This is a genomic window from Roseobacter sp. YIN89 (assembly GCF_057219365.1).
This window is the reverse complement of sequence record NZ_JBXVVD010000003.1, coordinates 19,514-34,262: the sequence shown is the minus strand read 5'-3', so window position 1 is coordinate 34,262 and position 14,749 is coordinate 19,514. Positions and strand designations below refer to the sequence as shown.

The following is a 14,749-nucleotide window of genomic DNA, read 5'->3' as shown; positions in this document are numbered from 1 at the left end:
CGCAGGCAGTCTGGCCACACGTGCAGCCCGCCCTGATGAGGCACAGAATCACTCACATCCGCAGCGGTGCTTGGTGGGGCTGCGAAGATCACTTGCATCGTTGGGCCGTTAGCGTTCGCGCAGAGCCTCGTGCTGCGCGCGTAGCACCGGTTGCACCAGATATTCCAGCACAGTTTTGCGCCCGCTTTGTATGTCGATGCTCGCCACCATTCCGGGCGAGATACTCAGTGCCTCCCCGCCTTCTCCGGTCAGCCCAGTTTCCTGAGTACGCAGCATGACCTGAAAATATGGAGCGCCCTCACTTGTCTGCAACGTATCCGCACCGATCCGCTCCACCTCTGCGGGCAGATCGCCGTAGCGCAGATAGTCATAGGCGGTGATCTTGACGGACGCCGGTGCCCCGACACGCACAAAGGCAACATCGCGGGGGTTCACTTCAGCTTCAATGAGCAGCGATCCATCCAGAGGAACAATCTCGGCAACCAGCGCGCCCGGCTGAACCACACTACCCACATTGGTCACGTTGATGCGGTTCACGGTCCCGCGTACCGGCGCGCGCAGTGCGGTCTGAGACACCCGGTCCCGCGCCGCGCGCAGCGTCTCTTCGACAACTGCCAACTCTCCTAGAACGACCGAAATGCGCTCCTGCGCGGCAAGACCATAGGCTGATCGGGCAGAGCTGATCTGCGTCTGTACTTCGTTGATGCTCGCCTGCGCCCGGTCTTCCGAAGCCGCAAGAACCATCAGGTCGCCGTCGATCTCGGCCAGCGACCCGCGCAGCCGCAAAATCTCGATCTCTGAAAATGTACCTTCGTCAAACAGCCCTTCGGAAATTTCCACCTCGCGCCGCAACGGCGCTGCGACCGCTTCAAGCCGCGCGCGTTTTGCGACCAGTTCCTCGCGCTCGGCCCGGCGTTGCGCGAGCCGGTCGCGCAGAACTGTAAGTTCCAGCTCTAACTGCTTGCGCCGCGTATCAAAAACCGCCTGTTGAGCCGCCACGGCGCGCGGGTTGAGACCGGCGTCTTCGGGAAAGTTCAGTCTGTCTTGACCTAAAGCCTCTGCGCGGAGCCGCACAAGTTCCGCCGACAGCGCCTGAAACCGTTGTTCTAGTTCGCCAAGGCTGGATTGCACCCGGGTATCGTCAATGCGGAACAATACCTGTCCCGGCTCCACCACGTCGCCTTCCGAGGCTTCTATGGCCACAACGACACCGCCTTCGGGAGACTGTACCGATTGCACCTGAGAGCTGGGTACCACGCGACCTGTAGCGCGGGTAACCTCTTCGATTTCAAAGATCGACGCCCAGACAACAAAGCCCCCGATCAATGACAGGATTGCCAGCAAAAGCAGCCAGAGCCCCGCGCCCGCATCGCGCCCGCCGGGGCGGTTGACGTATTCCTCATCGGCGATCCGCAGCGAAAACATCAGCCCTCTCCCCGAAGCGCGGTCGGCGCAGCGCCGGTAAGCTGGCGCATGACATGTTCGCGCGGGCCGTTCATTGCCACCTGCCCTTTTTCCAACACCACAAATCGCTCGGCTATTGCTGCCAGCGACATGCGGTGTGTCGACAGGACCATGCCAACCCCTTCGCGTTGCAGACGCTGAAGCCGCTCGATCACCACTGCTTCGGTCTGGTGGTCCATCGCGTTTGTCGGTTCGTCCAGAAACATGAATGACGGACGCCGCAGCAACAGCCGCGCCAGCGAAATCGACTGGCGCTGCCCACCGGACAGCCGTTCACCCCGCTCGCCGACGAAAAAATTCGTGCCCTCCGGCAATTGCGCCACAAAGTCACCGATACCCGCCAGATCAAGCGCACGCAGAATATCGTCTTCACTTGCGTCAGGAATGCCCATGACAAGGTTTTCCCGGATCGTCCCTGTAAACAAAACAGGATCCTGAGGCAGATAACCGATGCCCGCGCGTAACTCTGCCGGGTCGTACTGGGCAATTTCATACCCATCGACCAGCACCGTGCCCTCAGTCGCCAGATAGATACCGTTGAGCACTTTGCCCAACGTGGACTTGCCCGACCCGATCCGACCCAAGAGTGCGGTCGTCGTGCCAGGCTCAAACTCCAGCGAGATATCACGAAGCGCGTGTACCTTGGCCTCTGGGTAGGCAAAACTGATATTTTGCAGCCGCACACGCCCCTGATTGACGCGCAAGCCACTGCGCTGCGTGCTGGACTGCTCCATTTCGGTCTCGACAAAATTGTTGATGGACCGCATCGACCAAATGGCGAAATTCGCCCTGAAGATCGTTTGTGCGATCCCTGCCAGCGGGGCGAGAATACGGCCTGCCAGAATATTAGCCGCAACAAGCGCACCGAGGCTCACCGCGCCTTCGGACACAAGAAAAACACCCCAGCAAATGATACCGGCACTGACCAGTTGCTGCACCAGCGCCGTGGCCGACCCGGTAAAGGTCGACCAGTTGCGCGTCTGTGCGGTGACCCGCGAAGACGCGGCGACGGCGTTTTCCCACTCGCGTTGCACGACAGGCTCTGCGCCGATGCTTTTGATGGTTTCCAGACCGGACAACGTTTCGATCAGTACGACGTTGCGCTTGACGTTCATCTGCTGGGTCTGGCGCGCCGCACGCGAGATCGGGATCTGCGCCAATACCGCGATCACAATCATCACCGGGATAGCAGCCATGGGCACCCAGGCAAGCGGACCTACGATGACCCAAAGAACAAAAAGGAAGAGCCCGATAAAGACCAGATCAATCAGCGCCACCAGCGTTGACGAGGTAAAGAAATCGCGCACGATCTCAAAATCGCGCAGGTTGGTGATCGCGCCCGCAGCGCCACCGCTGCGCGCCAGAATACGCTGACGCAGGGCGTAACCGAACAGCTTTGAGGCGATCGACAGATCGGCACGGCGCGACACCCGCTGGATAATCGCGCTGCGCAGCATTCGAAGGAAAAGGTCCAGAACCATGGCAAGTACGACGCCAATAGCCAGCGTCATGAGCGTGACGAAAGCAAGGTTCGGGATCACCCGGTCAAAGACGTTCATTACAAAAATAGGCAGGGCCAACCCGGCGAGGTTTACACCCAGCGCCGCAAGTGCGACCTGCGCCCACGCACCCTTGTGACGGCGCAACTCGGACCACAACCAATGGCTCTGCTCGGGGTCGATGGCCACCGCATCCGGGCTTAGACGTGACGTGACCACAGCCTCTTTCGGTGCTACGAGCAGGCTTTGCTTCGTCTCGGCGCGCAATTGCGCAACGCTTAAGGTCTTGGCATCCCGGGAGACCGGATCATAGACTTCTGCGGTGTCGGCGCGGGTATCCAGCGCCAGCAAAAGACGTACCCTGCCATCTGTGTCAAAAATCAGCGCTGGCAGGCTGCCGGTGTCGATCCGCGTCACTGGTCGGTCGAGGGCGCGCGCCTTGAGCCCGGTGGCATCCAACGCGCGCACCGCTGCGTCGGGTCCGGCCATTTCGAACCCTTGCGGCAACCTGGCCTTTAACGCAGTCTCTGTGAAAGGTTGCCCATGATGGGCTGCCAACCAGCCAACTGCCGCAATCAAACTTGGGGGGGCCGTATCGGTGGTGTCGTTTTGCACGGGCCTATTCGAGCGGCGGCAGCGTTATGTCAAAGCCTTCGCGCGGCGCGGCAATGACACGCGTTTCAAAGCTCGGATCGAGCACACCACCGAAGGATGACAGGCCGAAATGACGCGCCAGCCGGCTTTGCGCCGCCAGAATGCGATACCGTTGGAAGGCAACGGACGAATTCGCATTGGCACGCCTGACCTTGAGGTTAAAGAGAGCGCGTTCCGCATCCAGCACCTGCAAGAGCGGCCGCTTGGCCGCCTCGAATTCACGTCGGAACGCATCACGGATCTTTTCGTTGTTTGCCACCGTACGATCAAGCAACTGTTTACGCTCTACTGCCGCTGCGTAAGCGTTCCAGGCTTTGCGGGCAAGGTTGCGCACCTCGTCCTCGACCTGCTTCTTGCGGTAATAGGCGCGCATTTCCAGATCGCGTGCACGCGCGATCGTCTCTTCTTTCGTTCCGCCCTTGTAGAGCGTCCAATTCAGGCGAACACCGGCTGACAGGGTAGATTCAGTGCCGGGCGAGCCTTCTACGTCCTCTTCAAACGCGCCCCGCAGAAACAGATCAAGTTGCGGCTGCCACTGCGCCAGTTCCGCGGCACTTTGATACTTCAGCGCATCGATATCTTTCTGGGCAATCTTAACCAGATTGCTGTTTTGCAAAGCGACCTGTGTTGCGTTCGACTGGCTGCCGGGCGACGGCACAGAACCGCCAAGCGACAGCGCCCCGCGTGGCTGCGAACCAATAACAAACTGGTATGTCGAGAGCGCGTCGCTCAGAGATGCCTTTGCATCTGCATGCGCCAGACGCGCTGCAAGCAGCTTGTCGCTCGCCTGAAACCGGTCCGGCTCAGACAGTTTGCCCGCATCCACTTGCGAGTCCACCTGTTCCGCGATCTTGCGGTGCACAGCGATATTTTCTCGCGAAATCTGAACAATCTGCTGACGACGGTACACGTCGACATACGCCTGCACCGCATTCAGCGCGATGGTTTCCGCAGCATCCGCCAGCCTGATGATCTCGGCATCCAAAAGCGTCGCTTCGCGGTAAAGAGTATTAAGAGAGCGCATGCCGTCCAGCAACGGGTAGCTTGCAGTGATCGAAATCTGCCGGGCAAAATCGGTGTCATCGTTATCGGGCGATCCCGACAGTGTTGAATCGTCGATATTCTCGATTGCCGCTTCGGCAGACAGGTCGACTGTCACCCCCCGCTCGCCCTGCGCGATGGCGACGCTCCGGTTTTGTGCGGAAATCGACGCGATGGCAACTTTGCGCGCGTCGCTGTTGTCAAAGGAACGCTGCACCGCATCCCTTATGTTTTCCGCGAACGCGTCCTGCGGCAATACTGCTGTCAGCACCAAAACAGAAAGAGCTGCTGCTCCTTGCAAAAAGTCTTTCTTGTTAATTGGCACGTCAAACCTCGCGTACTGTCCAGTAAATGCGGCTCGTTAAAATAGGAATGCTAGACGGTTTTCTTCACGGCGCAAAATGGTTTACGCGCTTTCACCCTTACGTTGTGGCTGGAAAAACACGAAAGCATGCACATTTCGCGCTATGGTAGTACCCGCCTTGTTGGCCAGTGACGCTGTTTGCGCCCGCCGGACGGATTGAGTAGACCGGTGGAACGCATTCAATCGAAAGACTGACCATGACAGATTACGTCATAGCTCCTCCCCGTGTTCCTGCGCTCCCCGTAGCAGGAGGCGGCTATTTTCCCGTCCGTCGCGTCTATTGTATTGGGCGCAACTACGCCGCGCATGCGATTGAAATGGGCCATGATCCGGATCGCGAGCCCCCTTTTTTCTTTCAGAAGAACCCCGACGACCTCAACACAACTGGACGGTTTCCCTATCCGGCGCAAAGCAGTGATGTGCACCACGAGGCCGAGGTGGCTGTGTGCCTGAAATCCGGCGGCAAAGATATTGCGCAAGACGATGCCTTGTCTCATGTGTTCGGCTATGCGCTGGCGCTGGACATGACGCGGCGCGACCTGCAGGCAAATGCCAAAAAAATGGGCCGCCCGTGGGAGATTGGCAAAGCTTTCGAAGCCTCGGCGCCGGTAGGCCCGGTGCATCCGGTGGTCGACGTCGGTCACCCCAACGCAGGCCCCATCACGCTGACGGTCAACGGCGAGACGCGGCAAGAAGGCGATCTGAACCAGATGATCTGGAAAGTGCCGGAGATGATCGCCTATTTGTCCTGTTACTTCACCCTTGCCGCAGGTGACGTGATCCTGTCCGGCACACCGGCGGGCGTCGGGCCTGTCAAGCGCGGCGACACTATGCAGATCAGCGCCGCAGGACTGGGCAGCATGACCGTTCGGGTTATCTGACCAGCCAACATCTGAAATCAGAAAGTAGTCACATGGACCTAAGAGCCTCGCACCATTATCCGTCCCGCCGCTCGGCGGTGGCCGCCGACAACATGGTGGCCACGTCGCACCCCCTCGCCGCGCAAGCGGGCCTGTCAATGCTGGCGCAGGGCGGCAACGCAGTGGACGCAGCACTGGCGACTGCAATTACGCTCACAGTGGTTGAACCCACCGGCAACGGGCTGGGCTCGGACGCTTTTGCAATCCTGTGGGATGGGCAGCAGTTGCACGGTCTGAACGCTTCGGGCCGCTCCCCCGCCGGATGGAGCGCGAACCGCTTTGCGGGACAGGACGAAATGCCGTTTCGGGGCTGGGAAAGCGTGACCGTACCGGGCGCTGTCTCTTCGTGGGTAGCACTGTCAGAAAAATTCGGGAAACTGCCGTTTGCAAGGCTCTTTGAGCCCGCTGTGAAATACGCCGAGACTGGATTTCCTGTCTCGCCCATCATAGCGAGCCTGTGGCACATTGCAGGTCAGCAACTCGGCGCTCAGCCCGGGTTCGCCGACACGTTTCTGCCCGACGGACGTGCGCCCGTCGCGGGCGAATATTTCACAAGCCCCGGCCATGCGCGCACGCTTAAATTGATTGCCGAGACAAAAGGCAAGGCGTTTTACGAAGGTGAAATAGCCGAGGAAATCGCTGCCTTTGCCGCACGACACAACGCGGCATTGACAGTCGATGATATGGCCGCGCACACCTTTGACTGGTGCGGCACCATCAGCCGCAGCTTTGATACCGTTACACTACACGAAATCCCGCCGAACGGTCAGGGTATCGCGGCGCTGATGGTGCTGGGCATCCTGTCCCATACCGCGATACGAGATCTTGATGCCGACGACCCGCAAGCGTTGCACCTGCAAATCGAGGCGATGAAGCTGGCGCTGCGCGATGCAGAAACCTACGTCGCCGATCCTCGGGCGATGAGCGATACGACCATCGATGCAATGCTGGATGACGGTTATCTGGCGGCTCGCGCCCGCCAGATCGACCCGGACCGCGCCACCGACACGCAGGCCGGCGCGCCAAAACATGGCGGCACCGTCTATCTCAGCGCCGCCGATGCCTCGGGCATGATGGTGTCGTTCATCCAATCAAACTATGCGGGCTTCGGCTCAGGCGTTGTTGTGCCGGGAACCGGGGTCGCTTTACAAAACCGCGGCGCGGGCTTCTCGCTCGATCCCGCCAGCCAGAACCATGTCGGCCCCGGCAAGCGCCCGTTCCACACCATCATCCCCGGCTTCCTCATAAAAGACGATGCTCCGCTGATGAGTTTTGGCGTGATGGGCGGGTCGATGCAGGCGCAGGGCCATGTGCAAATGACCCTGCGCACCGAGCTTTTCGGACAGGACCCGCAGATGGCAGTCGATGCGCCGCGCTGGCGCATCACGCAGGGCCTTGGCGTTTCCTGCGAAAGCTCGATGCCCGAGGCGACAACCGACCGGCTGCGCGCCATGGGGCATGCGGTCAGCCTTGATGCATTTGACGACGCGTTCGGGTTTGGCGGCGCACAACTGATCCGCCGCCTGCCCGATCGTGGCTACGTCGCCGGGTCCGATCCGCGCAAAGATGGCGCTGCAATGGGCTTTTGACCACGTCAGGTTGACAATAGCTGCCCGAAATCGCCTCTGCCACAATTTTGCCTTATTTGGGCCGCTCTCTCACGCTCGGGGAATTTAAACGAGTAAAGCAGCGCCGGCATACGCGCGGCTAATGGTTAGAGGTTATTTGAATGGCGAACATCAATGGCAACAAGCGTGACAACACGCTTACCGGCACCCAAAACGCAGACATGATGAAAGGCCGCAACGGCAACGACACCCTTTTCGGGCTTGGCGGCGACGACACGTTGCAGGGCGGTCGCGGTAACGACACACTTGATGGCGGTGCCGGAGACGATGTCATCAAGGGCGGCAGCGGGACAGACACGGTTGTCTACGCGGGCAACCGCCGCGACTACGACATTACCGAGATCAGCGCCGGTGTCTTTTCGATCAGCGGTCCTGATGGCACCGACACCGTCTCTGGCGTCGAAGTCTTTCAATTCGCCGATTTGACTCTTTCGGCTGCCGAAGTAGCGATACCGCTTCAGGCCAATCTTGCTGCGGGCGCGCTCAGCGTGGCGGATACGTCTCTCGCCCCCGGCGAAGGCACGGCTGTCAGCTTTACCCTGTCCTCGGACGGCGCGGCGGATGCAGACACCTCAAGCTACGAACTGCTGATTGCCACTGCACCTGACGCCGGCGCGGTACTTAGCATTGCCGATACGCAAACCGCTGCTGCCTTGCAGTCCGGCGACAGCGCAGTGCTCACCGCCAATATTTCAGCAGATACACTTGCACCCGGCACCTACTGGGTCGCGGTGCGGGTCGACGCGGGCAACGCAATCGACGAAGAGAACGAAGCGGACAACCTGACAGACTGGATCCAGATCACGGTGGATGCACCGTTGACCGATCTGCGCCTGAATGCTGCCTCAGTCCGCAGTGACAGCGACTTCGAACTTGGTGGGGGCGCTACGATCTCTGTCGACTATACCATTGAAAATACAAGCAATACGGCAGGGTCCGACTACCGCGTTGTGGCGTTTTTGTCGCGTGACGGCACGATCTCGGCCGATGACGCGCAAATCGCCGAGGAGATCGGAGAGACCGCGCCCGGTGTTAGCACCAGTGGCACACTGACCGGCACACTCGCCGAAGCTACAGATGACGGCGACTGGCAAGTGCTTACCCGCGTTGAATGGACAGGCAGTGAAACAGACGCCACACCCGAAAACAACACTGCGTCAGAGGCGATCACGCTGAATGCGCCGCGCGCTGATCTGGCACTGAACGCCGCAACGCTGGCGGCCCGCACTGATCTTGATCTCAATGGCGGTGGCGAAATCCAGATGACCTACGACTATGCGAACGTCGGCACATCGACGCCCTCGTATTTCAAGATACGATCTTATCTTTCCACTGATAATCAAGTGTCTGCCGACGATCAGTCGATCCTCGGTATCACCGGCGGCACCTTTACCGGCCAAATCGGTTCGGTGACCACCTCTTACTATTTTCAAGCCGATTTCACGCCCGGCACATACTATGTCATCAGCGAGATATCCTGGGGCGACGGCAGCACCGACGCGGATACGTCCAACAACGTGATTACTCAGCAAGTCACGTTCACAGGCCCAACCCGCGATCTGGCCATTGATGCGGTCACACTTGATCCGGGGTCGGACCTGCTCATCGACGAGGATGGGGTCACCCTGCAATATACGGTGGATGTGACTAATGTCGGCGGTATCGAGAGCACCAGCACGGTTACCGCATGGCTCTCGACCGACACGAGCATCAGCGGTGATGACATTCAAGTCAATCTCGGCTCGATCACGGTATCGGCCGGCGGCAGTGTCAGCCTGCCAGTTAGCTCCACCTTTATGGAGCAGATCGCTGCGGGCGATTATACGCTGATCGTCGCGCTCACCTCGCCCGATGACAACGCCAGCAACAGCATATTCTACGTTGATCTTGCGCTGGAAGCACCAGAAGGCCCGCCTGTCATTACCGGTACCGAAGGTGACGATCTGCTGGCCGGCACAGTCGAGGCCGACGTTATCTTGGGTCTGGGCGGCGATGACACCGTGACTGGTAGCGCAGGCTTTGACGACGTCGACGGCGGCGCCGGAATGGACACCGCAGATTTTTCTGCTTTTGATCAGGGCATCGCGCTCTTTGCCGACTTTGGTCAAGGGCCGGATGTTCTGGCACTCACGGATCCTTTGACCTACGGAACCGAGGCGTACTATCGCAACTTTGAAGGGGTTGTTGCGACCGACTTCGACGATCTGGTCAGCCTTTACGACACGCAGGTGCAACGGTTGGAGTTGGGCGCGGGAAATGACGTGGCCGAAGGCAGCGATTTTGACGACATTATCAACGGCGGTGCGGGGAACGACAGCATCGCAGGCTATGAAGGTGATGACATCATAACACTAGGCGAAGGTGCGGACTACGTCGGTGTAACGCGGTACGATGACAGCCCTTTCCCATCAGGGCACGGTAACGACACGATAACCGACTTCGATGTTACCGAAGACCTGATCGTCTTTCAGATCGAATATGGCGCGACCTATGATCCCTTTGCGGATATGACACAGACTGCCGCGGGCACGTTGATCTCTTATATCGATGGCTCGAGCATCCTGCTCGAAGGCGTCGACAGCTCCGATCTAAGCGCTGACAACTTCTCTTACGACGACTCCATCTACGTGTTTGCCTGATCCACACGACGCATCGGCGCTCCGAGCGTCGCCGCACAGTCAGTAATTGGCCCCGGTGTATAGCAGCACCGGGGCTTTTTGCTGCCAGCACCGAGCTCACAGCCTGTTTGTGCCTGTGCAGCGCGAAAAAAAAAGACGCTTGCCCACAATCGTCCGTTTGTTGCCACATTCTGACCGTATTTGCGCGACATCTTATGCATGTACCGGGCGCACCGGGTCGGAAAAGGGGTCTCCTAGCCTTGCCCGACCCGCGCCGCAGGTCAAAACAGAATCAGGCAGCTTGTCCGAATCGCGCCACATTTTCGCCACGAAAACCGCGCAACGGCGCCCGAATTGCTACCCTTACGTGTATAATTCCGCCACCAAACCCCTTTGGGGTGCAAAGTCACCCGTTTGGGGAGACGCTTAACCTCCTGCATTTAGTTAAAAAAGTGTTGTCAGGATCGTGTTGGTTCTGGCTGGCGCCGCATTTCAGCGCGGTTCCAACAACGCGTAATGTAACTAGGAGAATTTTCACATGCGCTCTACTTTCAAAGCTCTCACAGCCCGTTTTTCCCGTGACGAAAAGGGTGCGACACTCGTTGAATACGGTATCGCAGTTGTTCTGGCAGTTGTTGTCGGCACAGGCGGCCTGATCACCATGGCAAACCAGGTGGACAACAACATGGGTTCCGCACAAGGCGCCATGGTTCCTGCTGGCAACGGCAACTTCACCGACGCTGCCGGCGGCGCCGGCACCGACTAATACAGTCGCGGTTTCCCCTTCCCGACACCCTCGGGAAGGGGTCATCCCTCAAGGAGTTCAGAGATGATTTCAACATTGATTTCAAAACTCAGCACTGACGAGCGCGGCGCCACGATGGTCGAATATGGCATCGCCGTTGTCGTTGCTGTTCTGGTTGGGACCGCCGGCCTTATCACCATGGCCAACCAGATCGATAACAACATGAATGCAGCCGCCACTCAGATGGCTGACACAGATTCAGATTAATAGAGGATAGCCCCATGCGCCTAGGATCACTTCTTATGACCGTTGTCGGGCTCGGTGTTGCAGGGGGCGCAGTATTTTACGCCCAACAGCAACTGAATGCCGTGCCAGAACCGGTTCAAACCACCCAAGCACAGGTTGTAAGCGTTATTGCAACCGCGCAAGACATCGAGTTCGGACAAGCGATCGAAAGCCACATGCTGCGCACGATCGAATGGCCGGTTGGTTCCGTCCCTCCGGGCGCACTGACCAACATGGACGAGTTGATCCCGCAAACTGGCGGTCAACCGCGTCGCGCCAAGCGCCCATTGGCGCAAGGTGAACTGGTGCTGGCGTCCAAAGTGTCGGATTGGGGCGAGAAAGTCACAATCGTTCAGACCATTGGCGAGGGCAACCGCGCCATGTCGATCAAAGTGAATGCCCAGACGGGTGTTGGCGGCTTTGTGACACCCGGCGACGAGGTTGACATCGTGCTGACACGCGGCGCGAAAAACGACCTTCGTGCCCTGACCATTCTGCAAAAAATCCGCGTGATTGGTGTTGACCAACGCTCGGACGAGCAGAACGAGCAGGCCGCCGTTGCCCGCACCGTGACTGTCGAAGTCACACCTGAGCAAAGCCAGAAACTGGCTCTCGCACAACGCGCTGGCATTCTGAGCCTGTCGTTGCGGTCGCTCAACACAGTTGACGATGGGCCACTCGAGGCGGTTCGCCTGAGCGACCTGCTGCTTGACAAATCGCCTGTGCCAGACGGAGCACCCAAGCCGGTTATCCGCGTGCGCCGTGGCGCCAATGAAATCTCCGAACAAGTTGTAAACTAAGGAGTAGTAAAGTGTTGAAAGTAATGAGTAACTGGAAAAAGAGCGAAGACGGCGCGACGCTGGTATTCGTAGGTGTGTGCCTCGCCGTTCTCTTGGGACTTGCTGCTTTGACCTTTGATCTGGGTCGCGTTGCAGCGACCCAGAGTGATTTGCAGGCCTATGCCGACAACGTTGCACTGGCTGCCGCCGGTGAGTTGGACGGCCAGGCCGACTCGATCACCCGAGCGCTCGAAGCAGCGGCCAAGGTGATCGAAGACCGGCAGACCTTTGCGGATGGCGAGAACCAGTTGTTGGGTGCCGATGATTATTCGATCCGCTTTCTCAGCGGGCTTCCAAACTTGGACCGCGAGTATTTCGACCCTGATGACGACCTCACCGGCTTCGAAACCAACAGCGCGTTCGATGCAACGCTTGTCGAAGTGACTACGCAACAACGCTCTGTTTTCCTTCCGTTTTTCCGGGCCTTCGCTGTTCTGAACGGCTCAACTCCGACTGATGGTCTGGTGAGCGCACGTGCTGTCGCCGGGTTCACTCAATATGCGTGCGACATCGCAACCCTGATGTTCTGCCTGCCCGATGATTTTGACGTGGATGCTGAAGTTGGCGCGTCCTTGCAATTGCGCACCGGCGGCCAGAACGCGGCCTGGGGTCCAGGTGACTTTGGTTTCCTCGATCCTTCGCAAAACGCAGTCGATCCGAACGGTGATTGCGCCAGCCTAACTGGTGTACAGCAGGACGCGTGCCTGATCGCGTCAAGCGGCAATCGCACCCGCTGCTTTGCCCAGCGCGGTGTTGACCTCGAGCCGGGCCAGAAGGTGGGCATCGAAAACGCCGTCTTTAACACGCGCTTTGATATGTACAACGGCACCATGAGCAACAACAAAAACTCCACTGTTTTTGCCCCGTCGTTGCACAGCGTTACCGGCCTGCAAAGTGCAAGCGGCAACAGCAACGGCAACGGCAACGCCTGCCTTGGTAACAACACCGAGCTGACCGAAGCACCTGATCCAATGGCGTTCCCACCGGATGACTGCCATAGCGCAGGCACCTGCGGCCGCTTTGGCGACAAAGACTGGGATGTCGAGCAATATATGCTGCGCAACCACGGCTACGCTACTCTTACAGATGCTCAGGCTGGCACCTTTTCGGGTATGACATTGTCAGAAGCATCCCGTTTCGATGTCTATAACCGTGAAATCGAAAACGCCGTGGGTCCGGGTGGCAATGGCAAGATCCTGCCCTCGTCAAACCCGAACCAGACCTGCACCACTGTGACACCCGACCCCAACCCGAACCGTCGCGTGTTCATCGCAGCCGGCATCAATTGCGAAGAGCAAGGCATCAATGGCTCTGCTTCCGGCGTCGCGGTTGAAGAATACTACGAAGTGTTCCTGCTGCGTCCTGTCGGCGACGGTAGCGGCTCGAACGGCAATACCAACAACTTCGACCTGTGGGTTGAGTTTCTGGGCAGTGCCGGTGGCGACGGTTCCGGCAATGCAGATGACGGCGGTATCTTCCGCGACGTAGTGGAGTTGTACAGATGATCCATTCCCTGCTGACCAAATCCCGCGCGTTCAAGAAGGAGCAATCCGGCGCTGCGATGGTTGAATTCGCGATTGCCATACCTTGCTTGCTTCTGGTTCTGGCCATCATTATCGAAGGCACACGCTTTTCCTTCGCGCATCAGACAGCGGCATCAGGCCTGCGCGACGCAACGCGCTACGTTGCTCGGGTTGCCCCCGAAAATCCATGCAACACTGCGGATCAAAATGCCGCGAATACACAACTGCGCACGGATTTTGATGCTCGCGTCGACGAGATCGTACAATTCCGCATGGGGACACAGAATGAATCTGTTCTGCCTGGCGGTGTTACGGTCACCGACGTAACCCCCACCCTGCGCTGCAAGACTGTGGACTACAGCACCACGGGCATTTCAGTGGTCGAGGTGACTGCAACGCTCCAATACCAATTCATTTTCGGCGGCGCCTTTGGCTTCTTTAACGATCGCCGCGATGGTTTCGCCTTTTCCATTTCAGATCAAAGTCGGATTTTTGGACTATGAAACAAACATTTGAACATAAGCTGACGTCGCTGGCCCACGATGAAGACGGGGCCACGCTGACCGAACTGGCAATTGTTGTGTCATCCTTGCTGCTGATGGTGATGGGTGCAGTGGAATTCGGCCGCTTTGGATACAACGAGGTCTTGGCACAAAAGGCTACCGATCTGGCAGCGCGTACCGCTGCTGTCCGGCCTGCCGTCTGCGCGGGAGTTCCTGCTACATTCGCACCCGGAACTGGAGCCGCGCCTAGGTTTGGCACACTGTGCCGGGTTGGCGCTGCGGGCGAGACCTGCGCTGCCATTCCACAGTCGGACATGCCGACCTGCACACTTGCGTCACCAGCCGCGGGCGACGCCGCAGCAGCCGCGGCCGCAGACGAGATCTGGGAAACGATCTCGCCGCTTCTGCCCCGTCTGGCGGAGCGCAGCAACGTTGAAATTACCTACACGCATGACCCGAATATCGGATTTCTGGGGGGGCCCTATACACCGATTGTCACTGTCGAACTGACTGACATTCCATATGTAACTATAACCCCATTGGGCGAGCTTGCTCGTATTGCCACCGCGAACAGCACCGGCGGTGAAGCGCCCGATACATTTACCTTTCCGAACATGAGTGCCTCGATCCCGGGTGAAGACCTCGGGCAAGGTATCGGAAGCTGAC

12 protein-coding genes are annotated in these 14,749 nt (G+C 58.7%); 9 read left to right on the top strand and 3 right to left on the bottom strand.

Annotated elements, in window-relative coordinates:
- Positions 1–108: 108 nt before the first annotated feature.
- The 3 genes from AC2D8V_RS12670 to AC2D8V_RS12660 are packed head-to-tail and all read right to left on the bottom strand — an operon-like array spanning position 109 to position 4,929.
- On the bottom strand, positions 109–1,425 hold the full coding sequence (locus AC2D8V_RS12670; RefSeq protein ID WP_484733937.1) for an HlyD family type I secretion periplasmic adaptor subunit: 1,317 nt from the start codon (positions 1,423–1,425) through the stop codon (positions 109–111).
- On the bottom strand, positions 1,425–3,578 hold the full coding sequence (locus AC2D8V_RS12665; RefSeq protein ID WP_484733936.1) for a type I secretion system permease/ATPase: 2,154 nt from the start codon (positions 3,576–3,578) through the stop codon (positions 1,425–1,427). The genes AC2D8V_RS12670 and AC2D8V_RS12665 overlap by 1 nt, the downstream gene beginning before the upstream one ends.
- A gap of 4 nt (positions 3,579–3,582) precedes the next feature.
- On the bottom strand, positions 3,583–4,929 hold the full coding sequence (locus tag AC2D8V_RS12660; RefSeq protein ID WP_484733935.1) for a TolC family protein: 1,347 nt from the start codon (positions 4,927–4,929) through the stop codon (positions 3,583–3,585).
- A gap of 290 nt (positions 4,930–5,219) precedes the next feature.
- Between AC2D8V_RS12660 and AC2D8V_RS12655 the strand changes: the two genes are divergently transcribed.
- From AC2D8V_RS12655 to AC2D8V_RS12615, 9 genes are all read left to right on the top strand, one after another.
- Complete coding sequence (locus tag AC2D8V_RS12655) at positions 5,220–5,903, top strand: fumarylacetoacetate hydrolase family protein (RefSeq protein ID WP_484733934.1); 684 nt, start codon at positions 5,220–5,222, stop codon at positions 5,901–5,903.
- A gap of 32 nt (positions 5,904–5,935) precedes the next feature.
- Positions 5,936–7,531 carry a gamma-glutamyltransferase family protein gene (locus AC2D8V_RS12650; protein ID WP_484733933.1) on the top strand — a complete coding sequence of 532 codons (1,596 nt, stop codon included), beginning with the start codon at positions 5,936–5,938 and terminating at the stop codon, positions 7,529–7,531.
- Positions 7,532–7,671: 140 nt separating this feature from the next.
- On the top strand, positions 7,672–10,209 hold the full coding sequence (locus AC2D8V_RS12645) for a CARDB domain-containing protein (protein WP_484733932.1): 2,538 nt from the start codon (positions 7,672–7,674) through the stop codon (positions 10,207–10,209).
- 517 nt (positions 10,210–10,726) lie between these two features.
- A complete protein-coding gene (locus tag AC2D8V_RS12640; RefSeq protein WP_484733931.1) occupies positions 10,727–10,954 on the top strand; it encodes a Flp family type IVb pilin in 228 nt (75 codons plus the stop codon).
- A gap of 63 nt (positions 10,955–11,017) precedes the next feature.
- A complete protein-coding gene (locus AC2D8V_RS12635) occupies positions 11,018–11,200 on the top strand; it encodes a Flp family type IVb pilin (protein ID WP_484733930.1) in 183 nt (60 codons plus the stop codon).
- Positions 11,201–11,214: 14 nt separating this feature from the next.
- Positions 11,215–12,018, top strand: coding sequence for a Flp pilus assembly protein CpaB (gene cpaB, locus AC2D8V_RS12630; RefSeq protein WP_484733929.1), 804 nt, complete (start codon positions 11,215–11,217; stop codon positions 12,016–12,018).
- 11 nt (positions 12,019–12,029) lie between these two features.
- The gene (locus tag AC2D8V_RS12625; RefSeq protein WP_484733928.1) at positions 12,030–13,562 is read left to right on the top strand and encodes a pilus assembly protein TadG-related protein; all 1,533 of its coding nucleotides are present in this window, start codon (positions 12,030–12,032) and stop codon (positions 13,560–13,562) included.
- Positions 13,559–14,083 (top strand): TadE/TadG family type IV pilus assembly protein, encoded by a 525-nt coding sequence (locus tag AC2D8V_RS12620; RefSeq protein WP_484733927.1) that lies wholly within the window; start codon positions 13,559–13,561, stop codon positions 14,081–14,083. The genes AC2D8V_RS12625 and AC2D8V_RS12620 overlap by 4 nt, the downstream gene beginning before the upstream one ends.
- Entirely contained in the window at positions 14,080–14,748 is a 669-nt protein-coding gene (locus AC2D8V_RS12615; RefSeq protein ID WP_484733926.1) for a TadE/TadG family type IV pilus assembly protein, read from the top strand. The genes AC2D8V_RS12620 and AC2D8V_RS12615 overlap by 4 nt, the downstream gene beginning before the upstream one ends.
- The last annotated feature ends 1 nt before the right edge of the window (position 14,749 follow it).